Annotated in this window: 16 protein-coding genes; 11 read left to right on the forward strand and 5 right to left on the reverse strand. The window is 59.5% G+C overall.

Annotated features, from left to right (window positions below; all coding sequences use genetic code 11):
* Position 1: 1 nt before the first annotated feature.
* The 3 genes from ACYZUC_RS05760 to ACYZUC_RS05770 form a co-directional block, all read right to left on the reverse strand.
* Positions 2-523 (reverse strand): GNAT family N-acetyltransferase, encoded by a 522-nt coding sequence (locus tag ACYZUC_RS05760; protein ID WP_461994250.1) that lies wholly within the window; start codon positions 521-523, stop codon positions 2-4.
* A gap of 166 nt (positions 524-689) precedes the next feature.
* Positions 690-1,670: a LysR substrate-binding domain-containing protein gene (locus ACYZUC_RS05765; RefSeq protein ID WP_461994252.1), complete on the reverse strand. Its 981-nt coding sequence runs from the start codon at positions 1,668-1,670 to the stop codon at positions 690-692.
* A 75-nt stretch (positions 1,671-1,745) separates the two neighbouring features.
* Positions 1,746-2,186, reverse strand: a complete 441-nt coding sequence (locus ACYZUC_RS05770; protein WP_008030139.1) for a carboxymuconolactone decarboxylase family protein — start codon at positions 2,184-2,186, stop codon at positions 1,746-1,748.
* Between the two features lie 202 nt (positions 2,187-2,388).
* Here ACYZUC_RS05770 and pdxR point away from each other — a divergent pair, with 202 nt between their 5' ends.
* The 4 genes from pdxR (at position 2,389) to ACYZUC_RS05790 (ending at position 6,015) form a co-directional block, all read left to right on the forward strand.
* The gene (gene pdxR / locus ACYZUC_RS05775; protein WP_461994254.1) at positions 2,389-3,822 is read left to right on the forward strand and encodes a MocR-like pyridoxine biosynthesis transcription factor PdxR; all 1,434 of its coding nucleotides are present in this window, start codon (positions 2,389-2,391) and stop codon (positions 3,820-3,822) included.
* A gap of 123 nt (positions 3,823-3,945) precedes the next feature.
* Entirely contained in the window at positions 3,946-4,239 is a 294-nt protein-coding gene (locus ACYZUC_RS05780) for a putative quinol monooxygenase (RefSeq protein WP_461994256.1), read from the forward strand.
* 429 nt (positions 4,240-4,668) lie between these two features.
* The gene (locus tag ACYZUC_RS05785) at positions 4,669-5,079 is read left to right on the forward strand and encodes a cupin domain-containing protein (RefSeq protein ID WP_008030133.1); all 411 of its coding nucleotides are present in this window, start codon (positions 4,669-4,671) and stop codon (positions 5,077-5,079) included.
* Positions 5,080-5,304: 225 nt separating this feature from the next.
* The gene (locus tag ACYZUC_RS05790; RefSeq protein ID WP_461994258.1) at positions 5,305-6,015 is read left to right on the forward strand and encodes an ATPase; all 711 of its coding nucleotides are present in this window, start codon (positions 5,305-5,307) and stop codon (positions 6,013-6,015) included.
* A gap of 161 nt (positions 6,016-6,176) precedes the next feature.
* Here the strand turns inward: ACYZUC_RS05790 and ACYZUC_RS05795 are convergent, their stop codons facing one another.
* Entirely contained in the window at positions 6,177-11,081 is a 4,905-nt protein-coding gene (locus ACYZUC_RS05795) for an NAD-glutamate dehydrogenase (RefSeq protein ID WP_461994260.1), read from the reverse strand.
* A 503-nt stretch (positions 11,082-11,584) separates the two neighbouring features.
* Between ACYZUC_RS05795 and ACYZUC_RS05800 the strand changes: the two genes are divergently transcribed.
* The 7 genes from ACYZUC_RS05800 (at position 11,585) to ACYZUC_RS05830 (ending at position 19,057) form a co-directional block, all read left to right on the forward strand.
* Positions 11,585-11,938, forward strand: coding sequence for a hypothetical protein (locus tag ACYZUC_RS05800; RefSeq protein WP_461994262.1), 354 nt, complete (start codon positions 11,585-11,587; stop codon positions 11,936-11,938).
* Positions 11,939-12,214: 276 nt separating this feature from the next.
* Complete coding sequence (locus tag ACYZUC_RS05805) at positions 12,215-13,174, forward strand: AAA family ATPase (RefSeq protein ID WP_008030123.1); 960 nt, start codon at positions 12,215-12,217, stop codon at positions 13,172-13,174.
* Between the two features lie 5 nt (positions 13,175-13,179).
* Positions 13,180-14,124: a DUF58 domain-containing protein gene (locus ACYZUC_RS05810; protein ID WP_461994264.1), complete on the forward strand. Its 945-nt coding sequence runs from the start codon at positions 13,180-13,182 to the stop codon at positions 14,122-14,124.
* Positions 14,121-14,615, forward strand: coding sequence for a DUF4381 domain-containing protein (locus ACYZUC_RS05815; RefSeq protein WP_461994265.1), 495 nt, complete (start codon positions 14,121-14,123; stop codon positions 14,613-14,615). The genes ACYZUC_RS05810 and ACYZUC_RS05815 overlap by 4 nt, the downstream gene beginning before the upstream one ends.
* Positions 14,608-15,687, forward strand: a complete 1,080-nt coding sequence (locus tag ACYZUC_RS05820; protein WP_008042895.1) for a vWA domain-containing protein — start codon at positions 14,608-14,610, stop codon at positions 15,685-15,687. Before ACYZUC_RS05815 ends, ACYZUC_RS05820 begins: the two co-directional genes overlap by 8 nt.
* Positions 15,684-17,420 (forward strand): vWA domain-containing protein, encoded by a 1,737-nt coding sequence (locus tag ACYZUC_RS05825; RefSeq protein WP_461994267.1) that lies wholly within the window; start codon positions 15,684-15,686, stop codon positions 17,418-17,420. The genes ACYZUC_RS05820 and ACYZUC_RS05825 overlap by 4 nt, the downstream gene beginning before the upstream one ends.
* The gene (locus ACYZUC_RS05830) at positions 17,417-19,057 is read left to right on the forward strand and encodes a BatD family protein (protein WP_461994269.1); all 1,641 of its coding nucleotides are present in this window, start codon (positions 17,417-17,419) and stop codon (positions 19,055-19,057) included. Before ACYZUC_RS05825 ends, ACYZUC_RS05830 begins: the two co-directional genes overlap by 4 nt.
* 251 nt (positions 19,058-19,308) lie before the next feature.
* Here the strand turns inward: ACYZUC_RS05830 and ACYZUC_RS05835 are convergent, their stop codons facing one another.
* Positions 19,309-22,062: an RHS repeat domain-containing protein gene (locus ACYZUC_RS05835; protein WP_461994271.1), complete on the reverse strand. Its 2,754-nt coding sequence runs from the start codon at positions 22,060-22,062 to the stop codon at positions 19,309-19,311.
* Positions 22,063-22,167 lie beyond the last annotated feature (105 nt).

Consider the following 22,167-nt stretch of genomic DNA (forward strand, 5'->3'; position numbering starts at 1 on the left):
GTCAACCGGCCTTGGGCGTGCGGCGCAGACGCGCCATGCTCAAGGTATCCACCAGCACTCCGTCACGCACGGCGTAGTCACGAAACAGGCCTTCGGTTTCAAAACCAAACTTGCGGTACAAACCGATGGCCGCTTCGTTGTCGGCGTACACCGATAGCTCAACCCGTTGCAGGTTCATCCAGTTGTCGGCGATGTCCAGCGCGGTGGCCAGCAGCTTCGAGCCAACACCCTTGCCCTGCCACGCCTCAGAGACGCCCATGCCGAAATTGGCGGCATGGCTGCGGCGGATGCGCGAAAACTGCTCGAGGCCGATGCTGCCGATCACCCTCCCCTGACTCAGCGCCACCAGTTGCACATGCCGTTCGTTGCCCGGATCCAGGCGTTTGCGCCAGACCTCAATGGACTGAAACGGCATTTGCAGCACTTGCCGGGTAATGGATGGCTCGTTGTAAAGCGCGGTGATGCCTTCGAGGTGGGATTCGTTGAAGCGTTCCAGGGTAATGACAGCGTCAGTGACCGACATGGGTGATTCATCCTTGATACAGACATGGCCGCTCACTCTACAACGCAAACTTCCAGCATGGCGAGAAACTACTGTAGGAGCGAGCTTGCTCGCGATGTTGGGTCACTCACATCGGTGTCGCGTGATGCACCATCGCGAGCAAGCTCGCTCCTACAGTTGATATTGCTCAGGCTTCAAACCAATCCCGGCGCTCATCGAAGGTGCTCTGGATCAGCTCGACGATCATCTGCACCTGCGCCTCATCCTGCGACTGCGCATTGACCGCCATCCACACCTGGCGCTGCATCGGCTGGCCAAACAACCCCGGTAGCGCGATGAGACCACGGTCGAAGTGACTGATGTATCCAGGCAGCAAACCGATACAGGCACTGCAACGGATCATCTCGAGCATCAGCTCATAGGCATGCAACTGCACCACCCCGGCGAGGCGCTGATCCACCAGTGCATTCCACGGCACAAAGCTCTCGACCTGACGATGAGGCTGCCATTGCACCAGCAGGAAATCGGCGAGGTCATCGAGGCTGTCCGGGCGCGAGGCAGTGCGTGAATAACGCTTGGCTATGTGCGGCAGGTAGTCGAGCCGCGCCAGGCGTCGCGGCTCGCCGACGGCAAAGCTCGGGCCCGGCAGCGGTGAATCGGTGCCAGCCAGCCACACCACCACATCGGCGCTGACGGCGCGCAGGGCCAGTTCGCTGTCGAGGGAAATGATCTCCAGACGCACGCTGGCGTTGCGGCGCAGCAAGGCCACCAGATCGCGACCGAGGATGTCATGCAGGATCGATTCGGCGACGGCCAGGCGCACCAAGGGCTGTTCGATCACCGGCAAGTCGCGTTCATGGGCCAAGGCAATCAGCTGCGCCTGAAGTTGCAGGCCTTCACGACTGAGGGCGACGCCATTGTCGCCATGGCTGAACAGCGAGCACTGCAGGTGCGCTTCGAGTTGCGCCAACTGCTTGCGCAGCAACGTCGCCTTGATGTTGAGACTGCGCGACGCCTGCATGTAACAGCCGCAACGGGCACTGACCATGAACGCTTGCGCCAGTTGCGGGTCAAGCGCGGCGGCCTGCGCATGTTTGGATGACGAGGTGTCTATCGGCGAGCGGTATTCGGCAGGGCTTTGGCGCCCAACGGTTTCCATGAATGACATCAATGACTCCCTGTCGATCTGTCCTTTGAAAACCTCATCCTGCGCAACGTTCATGAACCTGATGTGACAGCAGCATCACGCGCTGGGGGATTGGCGGAAACTCACCGCCAGGCGATTCCAGCTGTTGATGGTGGTGACGGCGATGGTCAGGTCGACCATCTCGCTCTCGCTGAACTGCTCCCGGGCCTGGGCGTAGACGTCGTCCGGCACGTGGCTTTGCGAGAGCAAGGTGACCGCTTCGGTCCAGGCCAGCGCCGCGCGCTCGCGCGGGTTGAAAAAGCCGCTGTCGCGCCAGACCACAATCGAATACAGACGCCGGTCGGTCTCGCCGAGGCGTCGCGCGTCCACAGAGTGCATGTCGGTGCAGAAGGCGCAGCCGTTGAGCTGCGAGGCGCGGATCTTGATCAGGTGCAGCAGCGCCGGTTCGATGCTCAGGTTGCTGGTCAACGCCTCCATGGCAATCATCGCTTTCATCGCTTTGGGCGACGCGCTGTAGTAATCCAGACGGGAAGTCATGGCGTGCCTCGTGGATTGATCGATGTTTTCACGGTAGGCGCTGATGCGCCGGCGTTACAGATCCAATTGCGCGAAATACCGGTGGACCACTCGGAAGCAGACCAATCCGCAGTTTTTCCCCCACGCAACTTCTGCACGGCGGCGCATGCGGGTAATCTGGCCCGACGCACACGCGCCTTAACCGCCCAGGAGCCTCGCCGGTATGGAACTTCATGTTGTCATCAACGGCCGCAAGGACCTGGCAGGCCAGTTGTACAACCAACTGCGCAGCGCCATCGAATCCGGTCGTCTGGCAGCCGGGACGCAACTGCCGCCCAGCCGTCTGCTGGCCGAACAGCTGGGCATCTCGCGCAAGACCATTTCCGACACTTACGCGCAACTGACCTATGAAAACTTCCTGACCGGGGTGATCGGCAAAGGCACCTACGTCAATGCACGGACGGCAAAAGCGCAGCCCAAGCAAAGCCATTCGCAGTTGGCGAGTGCCGAGGTCATCGAGTCGTGGCGCAATTTGCCGGTGTTTTTGCGTCACCCGACGCTGGAAGGCTCGCTGCGTTATGACTTCATCGGTGGCGCCACCAGCAAGGGCCAGTTTCCGCAGGACGATTGGCGGCGCTGTACCTCCCACGCGCTGCGTCAGATGTCCGGTTCCAAAGGCTTCTACAGCTTGCCTGAAGGCCTGCCCGCGCTGCGCAATGCGATCGCCCGGCACATCGCGTTTTCCCGTGGGGTGAATTGCCAGGACGAAGACGTGGTGGTGTGTAACGGTGCGCAACAAGCGCTGGACCTGATCTCCCGCGTGATCACGCGCCCCGGCAGCATCGTCGCCATGGAAGACCCCGGTTACCCGCCCGCGCGCCTGCTGTTCGGCAGCCACGGCGCCACGGTGATCGGCGTACCGGTCGACGCAGACGGCATCCAGGTCGACAAAATCCCCCTCGGCACCCGGCTGATTTATGTCACGCCGTCCCACCAGTTTCCGCTCGGCATGCCGATGAGCCAGGCACGTCGCGTGGCGCTGCTGGAGCGCGCCTACGAGTTGGGCGCGATCATCATCGAGGACGATTACGACAGCGAATTCCGCTACGAAGGGCGACCCACCGACTCGCTGCAAAGCATGGATGAACGCGGGATCGTCGCCTACGTCGGGACCTTTTCGAAAACCCTGCTGCCGGAACTGCGCCTCGGCTACGCGATTTTGCCGCCGGCGATTCTCGAAGCGGTGATCCGCGCCAAGCAACTCACCGACCTGCACACCTCCACCCTGCCCCAATGGGCGCTGGCCAAATTCATCGCCGAAGGCTGCCTGCTCAAGCACATCCGGCGCTGCCACACGATCTACGCCGGGCGTCGCGAACGCATCCTCACGCGTATCGCAGGTGACCTGTCACCTTGGCTGGAAGCGATCCCGTGCACGGCGGGTTTCCACATGGTGCTTATGTGCAAAGTGCCTATCGATATGCCATTGCTGATCGAACTGGCGAAAAAGGTCGAAGTCGGGCTGTATTCCATCGACACCTTTTACTACCAGCGGGCGCCACAGGCCGGGCTTCTCATGGGGTTTGGCGCCATTGAAACCCTGGACATCGATACCGCGCTGGACCGCTTGCGCGACATTTTTCAGCAAATCGCCTGAGCGATTGGTCTGGGTTTTTATCCGGTGATTGGCTATTGGCGGTCCGCAAGTGCAGGCCTATCCTGCATAAGCGTTATCCCTCAATGAGCAGGATTCGTCCGGCCTGATTCAGGAGTGTGAGCAATGTCCAACGAAGTGATCAACACCGTAAAGGTGCAGGCCGTAGCCGGCCGCTCGGACGAACTGGGTAAGCAACTGCAAAAGATTGTCGAAACCCTGCGTGAACAACCGGGCTGCGAATCCTATATGGTCGACCGCTGCCCCGAGGACAGCAACCGCTGGAACGTCAGCGCCCGCTGGCAATCGGAAGCGGCCATGCAATCGCATTTCAACACCCCACAGGCGCAAGGTTTCATCGACCTGATCGATTGCCAATTGGCGAACGCCGTGGACTTCAACAGCTTCCCGATCCGTTAAACACCCCCCTGTAGGAGCCGGCTTGCTGGCGATCCATTCACCTCGGTGCATCAGGTACACCGAGGTGATGCTATCGCCAGCAAGCCGGCTCCTACAAGGCGATCCATTCACCGCGGTGTGCCTGATGCACTGCGGTGATGCGATCGCCAGCAAGCCGGCTCCTACAGGCGATCCATTCACCGCGGGGTGCCTGATGCACCGCGGTGATGCGATCGCCGGCAAGCCGGCTCCTACAAGTCGATCCATTCACCGCGGTGTGCCTGATGCACTGCGGTGATGCTATCGCCGGCAAGCCGGCTCCTACGGGTTTTGCATCGTCTGCGTAAATACGGATTGGTCCCCTGACCTTCTGCTGAATTGGCTGTTTGATTGCGGTCACTGGCGGACTAACGTTGTTTGCGACAACTAACCCCCCGCAGGTGATGAATCATGAAAGTTTTGCGTTTATTGGCCACCCCGCTTGCCGTCCTCGCCCTGAGCGTTTCTGCCTCGGCATTCGCCCATGACCCTTCGGAAAAAGTCACGATTCTGCAAGATGAAGTACTGAAGAACGTCCCGGGCAAAAAGGCGCTGATGATCGAAGTCGACTACAAGCCGGGCCAGTCCTCCATCGCCCACAAGCACGAAGGCACCGCAATGGCGTATGTGATTTCGGGCTCGATCACTTCCCAGGTGAAAGGCGAGCAACCGAAAACCTACAAGGCTGGCGAGTATTGGTATGAAGCCGCCGGTTCGGAGCATCTGGTCTCGAAAAATGCCAGCGCAACCAAGCCGGCCAAACTCTTGGTGTTCATGGTGTTGTCCCCCGACGAGAAAGTGCTGATCCCATTGGAAAACTGATAGCTGAACGTACAGCCATAAATAAACAGGCCCGAATCGTAAGTTCGGGCCTGTTTATTTCTCGATGCAATTAGCCGATAACTTTTAAACCAAACAATACTATTGGCCACCTGACAAGCTCATGAATTGGCTATTTCATTCAGCCGTCACAGGTTTAGTCTGAAGTCACTGCCGATACCGGCAACTTTAACTTCCGACTCAAGTTGTTTCACTGGAGAAACACCCATGAAACTTGCACTTGTCAGCACCTTGTCGTTTGCCGCTGTTTTAACCGGTTGCTCAATTCCCACTGCACCGACGGCAGTTTCTTCACTCGACGGAATCTTCAGCGCGCCCGTCGGCCGCAGCAGCGCCACCCATGTTGCCAACGGAGGTCAGGTCTCGCTGGGCATCGTCTACAGCCGCAACACCCAGACCAACCGCGCCTACCTGCAGGACTATCAGGCCAATGCCGGCACCGGTTTCGGCCAAAGCCTGCTGGTGCAGCCGATTCATGATGCCTATGTCGCCACCTCCAAACCCGATCTGGCGGTGGATTGGGTCAAGGCCTCGTTGCAACGCCAGTTCGGTTCGGTCACGGTGTACCCGGACATGCAAAGCCTCAGGGCGGCGAAACCGGACGTGGTCGCGATTGTCGACACCCGCAGCCAATTGATCACCTCACGCAGTTCGGATATCAAGGCCGATGTAAGTGCGGACTTTTATGATGCCAACTTCAATTACATCGGGACTGCACAAGGGCATGATGCCAAAGCATTGAGCCCGGTGTGGGCGGACTATAAACGCAGCGAAGAGATTGTGGCGGATATTAATGAACAGCAGAATGTGCAAGTTCGGGCATTGCAAAAGTTTGACCAATCGCTCAGTAATTTATTGACCGGACCGACAGATAAAGTGTCGATGATTGATAACACATCAGTTCAGAAGTTGTATTGAGGCAGATGGCCCCATCGCCGGCAAGCCGGCTCCTACAGTAGAAATGCGAAACTTTGTAGGAGCCGGCTTGCTGGCGATGAGGCCCGCCCAAACACCACAAAACCTCCGAACAAAAAAAACCCCGCATCTCTCAATGCGGGGCTTTTTCATTCAGCGACAGATCAGGCCGCCGGTTCCAGCTCGGCACTGGCGGTGACAGCAGCGGCAGGCACCACCGCTTGCCCGCTCAACGCCAGGTCCAGCAACTCACGGTTGGCTACCGCATACATCGCGTAGTCAGTACCGCTCGCTGCACGGATTTCCACCAGCATGGCGCGCCAGCGTTCGATCATGCTTTCGTTCTCTTCCATCCACAGCGCCAGGCGTGTTTCCACATCCTGAGTGCCGCCGCCCTGTTGCAGGACAGAGATGGTGATCGCACGTTGCTGCCAGTCGACGTCATCGCGGAACGCTTCACGGGCCAGGGCCTGCCAGTTGTTTTCAACCGGCAGAGCGCTGATCTGTTGCAGGTACCAGGTGACATCCAGCGCACTGCCCACGGCGAAGTAAGCTTTCGCCACGTCCGCAGGGTTCTGGCCGGTCACGTCGGAGGCCTCGATGATCGGCAGCAGCGTGTACAGGTGCGAAGTACCAGCCACCATGCGCGCCAGCAACTCCGGCACACCGGCTTCGACGTACGCCTGATAACGGGACTGCCAGTTTTCGTGGATCTCGCCGCTCAGCAGTTCGTCGAGCTTGAGACCCAACTCCTTCAGGTGCGGACCGAAGTGCGCAACGTCACGGGCAGCGTTCTGCTCGTTGCGGCGGGCACGCAGGAACCAGCGCGTAGCGCGACGGCCCAGACGCATCAGCTCGTCCATCAGCTCCAGTTGTACGTCAGCGGAAACCTGGTAATCCAGGGCTTCGATCTGACGGAACCAGTGCGGGAGATGGAAGATGTCACGCACGATCACGTACGCACCGGCCACGTTCGCCGGGCTCATGCCGGTCGACTCTTTGAGTCGCTGAACGAAGGTGATGCCCATGTGGTTCACCAGATCGTTGGCGATCTGGGTGCTGACGATCTCGCGCTTCAGACGGTGACGACGCATGGCCTCGGAGAACTTGCTCACCAGTGTTGGCGGGAAAGCGGTTTCCATGTCGCGGGTCAGGTAGTCGTCGTCCGGTACACGGGAGTCGAGCAACTGCGCCTTGAGGTCGATCTTGCTGTAGGAGATCAGCACCGACAGCTCGGCACGGGTCAGGCCGTGGCCTTCCGCGAGGCGTTCGTTGATCGCGTCTTCCGACGGCAGGAACTCGATGGCGCGATCCAGCTTGCCACGGCCTTCCAGATCGTTCATCAGGCGCTTGTATTCGGCAATCCGCACGAAGGCACGGCGTGCCGCCAGGGACAGCGCTTGAGTCTGCTTGTAGTTGTTGCCCAGCACCAGGCTGCCGACTTCGTCGGTCATGCTCGCCAGCAACTGGTTACGTTGCTTGTCGGTCATGTCACCGGCGTGAACCACTTCGTTCAGCAGGATCTTGATGTTCACTTCGTGGTCGGAGCAATCCACGCCACCGGCGTTGTCGATGAAGTCGGTGTTGGAACCGCCGCCATTGAGGCCGAATTCGACACGACCCAATTGGGTCATACCGAGGTTACCGCCCTCGCCCACAACTTTGCAGCGCAGTTCGTTGCCGTTCACGCGCAGCGCATCGTTGGCCTTGTCGCCGACATCGGCGTGGCTTTCGCTGCTGGCTTTGACGTAAGTACCGATACCGCCGTTCCACAACAGGTCTACCGGTGCCTTGAGCAAGGCATTCAGCAGTTCGGTCGGGGTCAGCTTGTCGGCCTGAATGTCGAAGCGCTCTTTCATCTGCGGGGAAATCGCGATGCTTTTCGCGCTGCGCGAGAAGATCCCGCCGCCTTCCGACATGATGCTGGTGTCGTAATCCGACCATGCCGAACGCGGCAGATCGAACAGGCGCTGACGCTCGGCGAAGCTGTTCGCAGGTGTCGGGTTCGGATCGATGAAGATGTGCAGGTGGTTGAATGCAGCGACCAGTTGCAGCTTGTCGGACATCAGCAAGCCGTTACCGAACACGTCACCGGCCATGTCGCCGACGCCCACTACCGTGATGCTGTCTTCCTGGACATTGATGCCGCGTTCGCGGAAGTGACGTTGTACGCCAACCCACGCGCCTTTGGCGGTGATGCCCATTTTCTTGTGGTCATAACCGGCAGAACCGCCGGACGCGAACGCGTCACCCAGCCAGAAACCGTAGTCGATGGCGATGCCGTTGGCGATGTCGGAGAAGGTTGCTGTGCCCTTGTCCGCAGCGACCACCAGGTACGGGTCATCGTCGTCATGACGCACGACGTTGGCCGGCGGTACCAGTGCGCCGTCTTTCAGGTTGTCGGTGATGTCCAACAGGCCCGAAATGAAGATGCGGTAGCAAGCAATGCCCTCGGCCGCGATCTCGTCACGGCTGCCGCCCAGTGGCAGGCGACGCGGCAGGAAGCCGCCCTTCGCGCCGACTGGCACGATGACCGAGTTCTTCACTTGCTGGGCTTTTACCAGGCCCAGGACTTCGGTACGGAAGTCTTCTTCACGGTCAGACCAGCGCAGACCACCACGAGCCACGTTGCCGAAGCGCAGGTGCACGCCTTCGACGCGAGGCGAGTAGACGAAGATTTCGAACTTCGGTACCGGCTTCGGCAGCTCTGGAATCTGGTGCGGGTTGAACTTGAAGCTGAAGTAGGACTTGTTCTGACCGTGGGCATCGGTCTGGTAGAAGTTGGTCCGCAGGGTCGCTTTGATCAGGTCAAGGTAGCGACGCAGGATACGGTCTTCGTTCAACACCTGGACGTCGTCCAGTGCTGCCAGAATCGCGTGTTCCAGACGTTGCTGCTTGTCTTCCAGATCATCGGTGGCCAGCTTGCGCGCCAGGTAGAAACGGGTCTTGAACAACCGGGTCAACTCGCGAGCGATGTCGGTGTGGTTGTTCAGGGTGCTGGCGATGTAGCCGAGGTCGAAGCCCAGGCGAATCTGCTTCATGTAGCGTGCATAGGCACGCAGCAGCGCAACATCGCGCCATGGCAGGCCGGCGGTCAGCACCAGACGGTTGAACGCATCGTTCTCGGCATCGCCACGCACGATGTGGACGAAGGCGTCCTGCAAGGTGTCGTTGAGTTGCTGGATGTCGAGTTCCAGGCCTTCGGCGGCGGTGAACGCGAAGTCGTGAATCCAGAACTCGCGGCCATTGTTGTGACGCAGGCGATACGGGAACTCACCCAGCACGCGCAGGCCGAGGTTTTCCAGAATCGGCAACACGTCGGACAGGGCCAGCGGGGTATCGGCGTGATACAGCTTGCAGTGCAGCTCGCGCTGACCGGAGACCTGACCCAGTGGCTGATAGAAGCTCATCACCAATGGATTTTTTTCGTTCAGGCTCAGCAGGTGCTGCATGTCGACCACAGCCGAATGCGCAGCGAAACGCTCGCGGTAACCGGCCGGGAAGCCTTTCGGGAAGTCCGCCAGCACGTTGGTGCCGTGGGCTTCGCCGAAGCTTTCTACCACCAGGCTGGCGTAGTCGTCCTGCCAGCTGCGGCAGGCCTGGATCACTTCGTTTTCCAGTTGCAGCGGGTCGATGTCCAGACGGTTCTTCGGATCGACGCGCAGAATCAGTTGCACGCGTGCCAGTACGGACTCGGAGAAGAAGGTCCAGAACTCGCAGTCCGAGGCTTTCAGGCGATCCATCAGCACTTGCTGGATCTTCTGGCGCACTTCGGTGGAGTAGATGTCACGCGGCACGTAGGCCAGGCAGTAGCAGAAACGGCCGTACGGGTCTTTGCGCAGGAACACGCGAATCTTGTTGCGCTCCTGGATCTGCACGATCGACATCACAGTGCTGAACAGCTCGTCGACCGGGGTCTGGAACAGGTCATCACGCGGCAGCACTTCGACCACCTGCGCCAGTTCCTTGCCCAGGTGAGCCTTGGCCTGGAAGCCGGAGCGGCGTTCGATCTCTTCGACCTTGCGGCGGATGTACGGAATGACCCGCACGCTCTCGCCATACACCGACGAGGTGTACAGGCCCATGAAACGGCATTCCTTGATGACCTTGCCGTCGGCGTCGATCTCGCGAATCGACACGTAGTCCGGGTAAGCCGGACGGTGTACGCGGCTTGGGTGCGCAGCCTTGGCGAACGACAACAGGGTCGGTTCGCGCAGGTAGTTCACGGCGTAGTCTTCGATGCGCAGGTCATCGTAGGTCAGGCCGGTGCGCAGCAGTTTGGTCAGGCCGAGGAAGGAATTCTGGTCGTAAACGATGTGGCCGCCATCGGCTTCATCCTGAACCACGAATTCTTCGTAGCCGAGGAAGGTGAAGTGGTTGCCCACCAGCCATTCCAGGAAGCTTTTGATTTCAGCTTTTTCTTCGCCGTCGACCGCAAATTTGCTGTTGTCGAGGCCGGTCAGGATTTCCTGGACCTTGGCTTTCATCGGTTCGAAATCGGCGACCGCGACGCGGACTTCACCGAGAACCTGTTCCAGCTCTTTGCTCAGAACATTCAGTTCTGCGGTGTTCGAGCAACGGTCGATTTCCAGGTACATCAGGGATTCTTGCAGGATCCCTTCGCCCTGAGTGCCTTTAGGCAGGATTTCCAGCAACTCGCCTTTGCTGCCGCGACGCACGCTCAGCACAGTGGTTTGCAGGGTATGAATGCTGTAGCCGCGACGGTTCAGCTCGGTGCGCACCGAGTCCACCAGGAAAGGCAGGTCGTGGTGCAGCACTTCGACCGCGGTGTGGGTCGACTGCCAGCCGTGGCGTTCGTAATCAGGGTTGAAGACGCGAACCTGCGGTTGCGCGTGATCGAAGCGCTCAAGCAGGCGCCACGCAGAAAGGGTGCAGCCGGCGAGGTCGGACAGCCGACGCTGGGTCAGCTCGTCAAGGGAAATGATGCCGAAAAATTGTTCAGCGAACAGCGCCACTTGTGGCAGTGCCTGTTCACTGATGTGCTGCGCCAGTGCCGCTTGCAGTTGGTGCTGGAAGTCGGCTTTGCTGGCTGCGGTGAAGAACGCCATCTGTGGTACTCCGCTTGGGCTTGTTATTGATGGAAGCGTCGCGTGCAAAACCCCTTTCGGGGCGATCCGTCACCCGGTTCCTGATTCTCGGGCAGAGGAAACAGGGTGACAGGTGGGTGAAGCTGGACGAGACACTCAGGTCACATTCACCTTCCATGAATGGGCATCTGCAAAAACGACTGGCGAACCTTCAGCGCAATGTCTTTACAGGTGCTCATCCGTTGCGCAGCTTAACCAGTGCGGCAAGGCCCGTGCTTGCAGCGCTGCGACATATTCGGTCATCGGCACGCAGCTCGCGCCTTGTGCATCGGACAACACTAGCAGTCGTGTAGGAAATTGGGCGTTTTATGCCCGGATTTACAGCACCTCCGTGCCAGAAATGACCAACAGCGCCCCGAATGTTCACGTCACATTCTCTGACAGTCAGCCGAGCAGAAATTCCCGAGGGCTGGCAGAATTGCCTTTTGTTGTGTTCACAACGCTCGCCGAGCCAGGAATTCCCCATGAAAATGACCACCGCCCTGTTGATCGTCAACCCGTGTGACGAGGAAGAAGACGACATGGCCATGCTCGCCTGCCACAGCGATCAGGGTGAAATGTTCCTGATGAGCCGCTACCCGGACGAGGACGAGCTGGAGATCACCCTTGATGGTGAGCCTTCGACGCTGGACGGCGTGAAAGTGACGCTGAGCCCTACCCGTTTGCTGATCGAAATCGCGGCGGCGGATGCGGATGCGTTGAATGGCGATGATTCGCTGGAGATTACGCATAGCACGGATGCGGGTGATTTGGCGGAAGTGGAAGAAACATTGCAGAACATTCTCAAGGGGACCGGGACTTACATCAGCGAGATTTGATGTTGCCTGGACGGGCCTCTTCGCGGGCAAGCCTCGCTCCTACAGGTTTAGGCCGAGCGCAATATCGCGGCTGCCCTGATCCTGTAGGAGCGAGGCTTGCCCGCGAAGGCGTCCGCAAAATCGCCACATTCTCCGAAACAACATCGATAACCCACCTCCTGCGCACATTTGCACAAAATGCCGTTAGTCGCCGCCCCCCGCGATAGATTAAAGTAATGCCCCCAGCCCTGGCGTTATTCGAACGTCTTCGGTCACCCTTTCCAGGAACAGTCATCGATGGAACATCGTGAAGCGCTGCTCGCGCTGCGAACCTTTCTTTCAACGCAGATTCTCGGCCAGGAAAAACTCATCGAGCGCTTGCTCATCGCCCTGCTTGCCGACGGCCACATGCTGGTCGAGGGCGCTCCCGGCCTGGCCAAGACCAAGGCCATCAAAGAACTCGCCGAAGGCATCGAAGCCCAGTTCCATCGCATCCAGTTCACCCCTGACCTGTTGCCTGCCGACATCACCGGCACGGAAATCTATCGCCCGGAAACCGGCAGTTTCGTGTTCCAGCAAGGCCCGATCTTCCACAACCTCGTGCTGGCGGACGAAATCAACCGTGCCCCGGCCAAGGTCCAGTCGGCTTTGCTTGAAGCTATGGGCGAGCGTCAGGTCAGTGTCGGGCGCAGCACCTACGAGCTGTCGCCGCTGTTCCTGGTGATGGCCACGCAAAACCCGATCGAGCAGGAAGGCACTTACCCACTGCCCGAAGCGCAGCTGGACCGCTTCCTGATGCACGTGAAAATCGGCTTCCCGGACGCCACCGTCGAACGCCGTATCCTGCAACAGGCCCGTGGCGAAGCCCTGAACGGCGAAACCAAACCGGAGCGCCGGGTCAGCCAGCAGGCCATTTTCGCCGCCCGCAAGGAAATCCTCGGTCTGTACATGGCCGACGCCGTGGAGGAATACCTGGTGCAACTGGTCATGGCCACGCGCACGCCGGCGAAGTTCGACCCGGAGATGGCCGAGTGGATCGCCTACGGCGCCAGCCCGCGCGGTTCGATTGCCCTCGACCGCTGTGCCCGCGCCCACGCCTGGCTGGCCGGTCGCGACTTCGTCAGCCCGGAAGACATTCAAGCGGTGCTGTTCGACGTCTTGCGTCACCGCATCATTCTGTCCTTTGAAGCCGAAGCCGCTGGCATCGACCAGGACCGGGTGGTCCAGCGGATTCTCGACGTCGTAGCCGTCGCTTGACCCCGATGAACGCCATTCTGCCGCCCGAGCCGGGCATCCGCGTCAGCCTCGCCGAGCTGATCGAAATGCGCCATCGTGTGCGTGAAGTGCAGCTGTTTTCCACGCCGAGCCAGCGCAGCCCGCTGATCGGCCTGCACCACTCCAAGCTGCGTGGCCGTGGCGTCGACTTCGATCAGGTGCGGGTCTATCAGGCCGGCGACGACGTGCGCAGCATTGACTGGCGCGTCACCGCCCGAACGCAGGAGCCGCACACCAAGCTGTTCCATGAAGAACGCGAGCGGCCGATTTTCATCATGGTCGAACAGAGCCGACGGCTGTTTTTCGGTTCCGGGCTGATGTTCAAATCGGTGCTCGCCGCCCAGGCTGCCAGCCTGATCGGCTGGGCCGCGCTCGGCCATAACGATCGGGTTGGCGGGCTGGTGTTCGGCGATAACGAACACTACGAAATCAAGCCCCGGCGCAGCAAACAAAGCCTGCTGCAATTTCTCAACCGGCTGGTGCGTGTCAATCAGTCGTTGCACACCGAAAGCGAGCAGAACCGCGATTCCCTCAACCTGGCCCTGCGTCGTGCCCGGGAGGTGCTACGCCCCGGCAGCCTGGTGATCGTGATCTGCGACGAGCGCGCGTTGACTGAGGGCTCCGAGCAGCAACTGAGCCTGCTGTCGCGACATTGCGACCTGTTGCTGCTGCCACTGTCCGACCCACTGGACCACGCCCTGCCCGCTGCCGGTCTTTTGCGCTTTGCCGAACGCGGCGCACAACTGGAACTCGACACCCTGAATTTCGACCTGCGCCAGACCTACCGCGCCCAGGCCGAAGCGCGCATCGCCCATTGGGAATTGCTCGCGCAAAAACTGCGGGTGTTGTTAATGCCTCTGAGCACCCAGAGCGAAATGGTCGAACAACTGCGCGAGTATCTGAACCCGCAAAAACCGGGGAAACATCGATGAGCAGCCTCGATCAACTGCAACCGCTGATTTCCCCGCCTCCGATTGGCTTCTGGCCACCGGCGCCGGGCTGGTGGTTTTTGCTGTTGTTGCTGCCGCTGATCGGCTACGGCCTGTGGAAGGCGCGGCGTTTCCTGCCGAACAAGCGCCCCATCGTGCGCGCCGAACAACCGCTGGACCCGGTGCGCATCGCCGCACTGGCCGAACTGGCGCTGATGCCCAAACCTTACGACGGCGCGCCGGCCGGTGCCTGGCTGCAGCAACTCAACGGTTTGCTCAAACGCCTGTGCCGCAACCATTACCCCTACAGCCAGAGCCACACCCTCAACGGGCGCAAATGGCTGGCGTTTCTCGACAACCGTTGCCCGGCCGCCGGGCTGACGCGCTGGATGGTACTGGTCGAAGGCGCCTACAAACCCGAATGCAAACTCGACGACAAGGCCATCGCCGGCCTGACCCAAGCCGTCGACACGTGGATTCGCAAACATGTTTGAGTTCGCCTGGCCGTGGATCTTCGCGCTGCTGCCGCTGCCGTGGTTGATGCGCATCGTGCTGCCGGTGGCCGACAGCGGCGAACCGGCGCTAAAAGTCAGTTTCCTCAGTGACCTCGAAGGCCTGGCAAGACGCCGTGCCCGGGCCAACCTGCCAGCCTGGCGGCAACAAGCGCCGTTCATCCTGCTGTGGCTGTTTTTGCTGATCGCTGCAGCGCGCCCGCAATGGCTCGGCGAACCGTTGCCGATTGCCGCCAGTGGCCGTGATCTGCTGGTGGCGGTGGATGTTTCCGGCTCCATGGATTTCCCCGACATGCAGTGGCAGGACGATGAAGTCAGCCGCCTTACGCTGGTGCAACATTTGCTCGGTGATTTTCTCGAGCGACGCGAAGGCGACCGTGTCGGCCTGATCCTGTTCGGCAGCAGAGCTTACCTGCAAGCCCCGTTGACCTTTGACCGGCGCACCGTGCGGGTCTGGCTCGACGAAGCGCGCATCGGCATCGCCGGCAAAAACACCGCCATCGGCGACGCCATCGGTCTCGCGCTCAAACGCCTGCGCCTGCGTCCGGCGCAAAGCCGTGTGCTGATTCTGGTCACTGATGGTGCTAACAACGGCGGCGAAATCGACCCGCTGACCGCCGCGCGGCTGGCGGCCAAGGAAGGCGTGAAAATCTACCCGATCGGCATCGGCGCCGATCCCGAGCAAAGCGGCACCGCAGGATTCCTCGGCATCAACCCGAGCCTGGACCTCGACGAGCCTGCGCTGAAGGCCATCGCCGCCGCCACGGGCGGTCAGTATTTCCGCGCTCGCGACGGCAAGGAGTTGCAAACGATCAAGGAAACCCTCGATCAACTGGAACCCGTGACCCAGCAACCGACCCAGGCCCGCCCGGCGCAGGCGTTGTATCACTGGCCGTTGGCAATGGCGCTGCTGTTGAGTCTGTTGCTGGTGGCGCGCGAACGCTGGCCGGATAACCCGTTGCAGCGCCTGTTTACCAAGGATCTGTTCTTGCAAACGCAATTGCCTGACTGGCGCCAGCGACTCAAGCGCCTGCGCCTGCGGAGGCGCCGATGAGTGCGCTGTGGCCTTACTGGTTCCGCCCCTGGTGGCTGCTGCTGTTGCCGCTGCTCGGCTGGTTGCTCTGGCAACTCTGGCATCGACAGAAGCGCGCCGGGCGCTGGCAGATGATTCTGCCGCCGGCCTTTCATTCTGCGTTGCTCAGTGGCGGCAACGGTCGCGACAGCAAATTGCCGTGGGTCGCCCTCGGTGTGGCGTGGCTGCTGACGATTCTGGCGCTGTTAGGGCCGAGTTGGGAGCGCGTCGAGCAAGCCAGTCAGAAACCGGCCGACCCGCTGGTGGTGATCCTTGAGCTGACCCCGGAGATGCTCGCCACCGACGTGACGCCAAACCGACTGGAACAAGCCCGGCGCAAGCTGTTCGACCTGCTGCAAAACCGCAGCGACGCCCAGACCGCCATCGTCGTCTACGCCGGCAGCGCACACACGCTGGTGCCGCTGTCGGATGACCTGTCTACCAGCCGCAATCTGCTGGAGGCGCTAAAGCCGTCGTTGATGCCCCAGACCGGTCATCGCGCTGATCTCGCGGTGACCAAGGCCCTTACGCTGCTGAGTCAGGGCGCACTGGGTGACGGCCGGATTCTGCTGATCGGCTCGTCCCTGACCGAACTGGAACGCGAAGGCATTCAACAGGCGCTGGACGGCAAGTCGACCCGGTTTTTGATGCTTGGCATCGGCACCGCCGAAGGCGCGCCGATCACTCAGGAGGACGGCAGTTTCCTCAAGGATGATCAGGGCGCAATTCTGGTGCCGCACCTCGACGAGCCGAACCTGAAAGCGTTCGTCAACAGCCTCGACGGACGTTATCGCCACGCGCGCCTGGACGATGCCGACCTGCGCGCCCTCGGCTTGCTCGATGGCCCGCGCAACTTGCGCAATGACGGCCAGACCCTGCGTCTCGATAGCTGGGCCGATCAGGGTTATTGGCTGTTGTTGCCGCTGTTGTTGCTGGCGGCCTGCGCTGGCCGGCGCGGCTGGCTGCTCTGCCTGCCGCTGCTGTTCCTGTTGCCGCAGCCGAGCTACGCCTTCGACTTCGAAGACTTGTGGTTGCGTCCTGACCAGCAAGGCCTGCATCTGTTGAAAAAGAAGCGTCCGGCCGAGGCCGCGCAACATTTCCAGGATCGGCAATGGCAAGGCGTGGCGCTCTACGAGGCCGGCGACTACAGTGGCGCCGCCCAGCGGTTCGCCGAAGGCAATGACGCCCACGCCCACTACAATCGTGGCAACGCCCTGGCCAAAGGTGGTGAGTTGGAAGCTGCGCTGGATGCCTACGAACAGGCACTGGAGCGGCAACCGGATCTGCGTCCGGCGCAGACCAACAAGGCCTTGGTGGAAAGCTTGATCAAGCAGAAAAACACACCGGCGCCCGTTGAACCGGACAAAACCGAAGGCGACGAGGCCGGGACCCCGCAGGAGCCACCGCCGGGTGCAGCCACCCAACAGTCGAACAGTGGCGAACCGAAGTCCGATGCCCAGACGTCGGCACCCGATTCAGAGCAGTCGGATACGGCATCGGCGCGCCCCGGCACCAATGAGGTGCCCGGCAGCGAGTTGGGCGACGAACAAAGCACTACCCCGCCGTTGCGTCCTGCCAGCGATACCATCGATGGCGAACAGCGCCAGGCGCTGGAGCAATGGCTGCGCAAGATCCCGGACGACCCGGGCGAACTGCTCAGACGCAAATTCTGGTACGAACAGCAACAACATCAGGATCAGGAAAAAACCCGATGACCCGCTTCACCGCTTTCTTGCTTGCAACGATTCTCTGGACCGTACAGGCCCAGGCTGCGCAGCTGGTCGCCAGTGTCGACCGCAGTCGCCTGAACTCCGGCGAAACGGTCGAGCTGACCCTGGAGTCCAACGATGTCACCCAGTTCGGCAAGCCCGACCTTACGGCGCTGGAGCCGCTGTTTGAAGTGCGCGGCACCCGCCAGGTCAACCAGTTGACGACCCTTAACGGCGGCAACGGCGCCACCACCCGCTGGATCATCACCTTGCTGCCTCGTCAGAACGGCAGCGTAGTGATTCCGTCGCTGCAACTGGGCGATGTGCAGAGCCAGCCGATCACCTTGCAAGTGGTCGAGAGCGAAACCCAGGACAGCAAGCAAAAACTGGCCCCGGTATTCATCGACGCCAGCCTCGATCAAAACAGCGTCTATGTGCAGGCCCAGGCGATCCTGACCTTACGCATCTACCATTCCGTGTCGCTGTATGACGACAGCAGCCTGACTCCGTTGCAGATTCCCGATGCGCGCATCGAGCAGTTGGGCGAGTCGCGCACTTACGAAAAAGACATCAATGGCCTGCGCCATGGCGTGATCGAATTGCGCTACGCGATCTACCCGCAACACAGTGGCCAGTTGACCATTCCGGCGCAGATCTTCAGCGCCACGCTGGTGGACGCGCAGCCGGCCAAGGACGTCGAGTCCCAGGTGCCGAAATCCGGAAAATTGATGCGTGTCAGCTCGGTCGAACTGCCGCTGACCGTCAAGCCGAAACCTGCCACTTACCCGGCTGACGTGCCTTGGCTGCCGGCCCGCAGCCTGACCCTGAGCGAGAGCTGGAATCCGGAACCGGATCACACGCAAGTGGGTGATTCGCTGACTCGCAGCCTGATTTTGAAAGCCGAAGGTTTGGCCAGTTCACAACTGCCGCCATTGCCGGCCACCGACGTCAACGGCTTGCGGCGTTATCCGGATCAGCCAGTGCTGGTCAACCAGAATAGCGAGCGTGGCCTGATCGGCAGCCGTGAGGACCGTGAGGCACTGGTGCCTGTGCAGCGGGGAAACGTCGAGTTGCCGGCTGTGGATGTGGTCTGGTGGAACACCTTCGAAGATCATCTGGAGCACAGCAGCCTGCCGGCGCGGACGCTGCAAGTGGCGAACAATCCGGGCTTGATGGTCGATACCCCGGCCGGCGCGACGCAGGTCATTTCCCCTGCCGACAATGAAGCGCTCTGGTGGTGGAAACTCAGCACCGTGATTCTCGCCTGCACCACCCTACTGGGCTTCGGCCTCTGGTGGCGTGCGCGCTGGCAACCGGCGATTTCGCGAGTGGCGCAGGCCGGTCCGAGCCCGCGCACCGTGCTCGACGACCTCAAGCGCGCCTGCCAGGCCAACGACTCCCACGCCACCCGCCAGGCCCTCGACGCCTGGGCCCGGCAACAACCGGAAACCCTGGCCGACATGGCGGCGCGATTTGTGCCGTTGTCGGACGCGCTGGATGGATTGAATGGGGCGCTGTACAGCGAAACCGGCCAGCATTGGCAAGGTGAAGAACTGTGGCGCGCGATCAAGGCGATCCCGATTGCCGAGCGGGTTCAAGACCCGATCGGCGACAGCGGCCTGCCACCGCTCTATCCGAAGTAACCCCAATCCTGTAGGAGCCGGCTTGCCGGCGATCGAGCCTTGAGCCTTGCGTCGGGCTTGAGGCCGCCATCGCTGGCAAGCCAGCTCCTACAAGTTACGGGGTTGCCTGGCAGTTTGGGCGGATCAGGCCAATGCGTTTGCCAGTAAACTCTCTCCCCTTTCGCCGCCTGCATTTCACTTGCGGCTATCACCTCTTTCCTACGAAGCTCGCCTTGCGTCTGCCGCCTTGGAAGCACGGCGTGTGCATCTGCTCAGAGGCGCCCGTCACTACCTCTGTGTTCCATCCGCGCCATATCGATTGATCCCCTGCGAATGGAGCCTTTTAAAGGCTCAACTCCGAAGAAACGTGAGTATGGATTTGCCTCACGGCGCTCTTGAGCAAGCGTTTCATGATTCTCTTTATTCTCCTGTTGTTGCGCCGAAATATGTGTTCTGGGCCGCACATGAATCAAAAAATCAACTTGGCCGCTGTTTCCTTTGACTCTTTCCACGCTGACGGGCTCAAGATCGAAGTCTTCCAGGATACGCAGTGTACTTTTGCCATTGGGTGTTTGAGTAAAAAATGCATTCATCATGCCCGCCGCGTCACTTTCGGAACTACCTGTGCGAATAAGTGCCTCGTAGTTCAAGACGTTCTCTCTTTTAATGATCGAAGGAAGCCGCCCAAAAAAACCACGTTTACTGGCGACTAATTCGTATTGGTACCGGGCAACATCGCTGGCATAAAACCGGTCAGACACAACAGATTTGGATGCGCCTTCTCCTGGCGGTTTAGTCTTGTAGTTTTGTTTGAAAATCCAGATACCCTCGTGAAACTCGTTCACGAACCAACTCTCATATCGATTGCCGTCTACTTCATTGATGTAGGTCGAACTGACCTCATTGGAACCTTGTTGAATTTCATCTGTTATAAAATTTTCCTTGATAAAAAGCTGGGCTCTTTGACGAGGCTCACTGAGTCCGTCAAGACGCTCGCTCACGTCACCCTGCCAAGAAGAGCGGTTTTCAGCACTCGGCAAGACAGGCTTCAACCCCTGCCTGTCAACGAGCGTAGTGGGTCGGTTTTCAGTCATTCGATAAAGGTTCTGCCCATAGACAGGGCCGGCGGGATCAGGACTTATCCAGCGACATAACCAAGGTGCGTAATACCTGAAACCATAATAGTAAAGCCCCGTCGCATCACGCTCCTTATCTGAAAAACGAACCGTTTTGTATTGAGCATCCAGATCCGTCCTACTGGCACGCCATGCCGTCACGCCAAATGGGTAGTAACTTTCTTGACTCACCAGTCCGGCATTCTCGTCAAGTTCCAGAACACCTGAGCCAAGACTGTCTTTCAGGCAATAAAGCAATGGGGCACTACTTGTTCCCGATGTCGATAATCCAACCCAATGTTTCACCCGAACCCGGAATCGCCCTAAATCAATGTCAACAAAACTATGGGGGCCGCCTGTATTGGATCGATGAATTTCCAACCCTGGAAAATATAGTGTCTGTCTGGTTATTGTTCGGCTATGTGCCTGGTTGCGATGTTCTTTTCTCACGCGGCGGCCTGAACTGTCATAGCTGTATCGCTCATCGTCATCAACGCCCTCCTTCCGAGCAATCATCGTCACACGACTCAGATGGTTACGACTATTCCAACTCATCTGTTGCCCCTGCCACAACTCACGTTGATTTCCATTGGCGTCGAAGCCGTTAACGATATCCTGCTCGTCCGGCAGCGACCCGCCCTCGTACTCCCCCAAACTTCGATTACTGAATTCGGACACAGCCATTCTGATGGTTGGGGCGCGGCTATGATGGCGAAACAAAAGGTTACCGGCAGCGTCGTATTCGAAAGTTTGAGCGTAGTTGCGCAGACGTTGAGGGTCTAAGGGCGCCTGTTGTCCTGTCGGCAATTGAGGTCCATAAACAGGCGGTTCTATTTCCCGGCCAGAAGCTTCAACGAGTTGATACAGACTGTCATAGCGGTAGCAACTAACAGAGTAAATACGTTGATTCTTGTAAAAACGAACGGGCTGGGCTCTATCGTCAATACTCCGGACATTGCCCACTGGATCATAAAGGTAATGCTGATCTTGCAAGAGGTATGCACACGGGTGCAGGACGGCGAGTCGACGAAGCCGCCCGTTTTCATCCTCATACTCGGCGATGATTTTTGTACCGTTCCCCAGACGTTCGCTTTCGACCTGCCCCCAAGCGTTGTAGTGAATCTCACTGACCAACAGATGCGCCGAATGTCCGACATTGGACAGTCTCAAGCGAGCCTCTTTTAACTCCCCGGACACTGAAATTTTGAAGATCCGGGTATTGCCTAATGCATCAACGTGAGCTCGTAATTCTCTAATCGCATTATAAAAGGACGTCGTCACAAAGGTTTCACTGTCCAGCAAACCGTCACGCAACGCACAGTCCAATGGCCAGTCGGGGGAATCGAGGGTGTTGAGGAACTGTCTCGTTTGGCTCAATAGAAGGCCATCCAGTGAGTACTGGTGCCCCCCCAACGTTCCTGCCATATCATCTTGGCGCATGAGGCGGCCAGATTGATTACCGGCCGCCGAGACAGATGCGCCTCCGTAAGTAAATCGCTCGACAAACTTTAGCGCCTCGCCTGCCTCGCCTTCTTGCACAGCCACCAAGCGAAGTTGCTCATCGTAACTATTACGGCGTTCGCAACCGCGGCTGTCCCAACGTTGAAGCTCAACGCTGGCAGAACTCAGTGATGAGATACGCCAGCCGGCATCAGCACTCTCAGTCAACAACGCATTGCCCGACAGACTGTAAATGGACGATGAGGTCGTTCCTTGCCTTGTATTCCCCCATAGCCTGGGATCCCAGCAGTCGATTTCCCGATTTCCTGAATCGTAGCGGTAGCGCGTAATCCGTGCGTCAGGCACCTGACCGGTTTGCGAGCGGCAGTACAAAACTTCACGATGGCGCAAGCCACGGGGGTCGATAACTTCCAGCGCGGGCGTAGCGCTGCACACCTGGGATCTGTTCATTAATCGGATATAACATGCCCCCCCACTTGAAACTACTTTCAGAAACTACAGGTAGATTCTTAAAAACCGCCACAGTCGGATGCATCCCAGCGGGTCGCACACCTT

Source organism: Pseudomonas sp. GT1P32 (genome assembly GCF_054897805.1).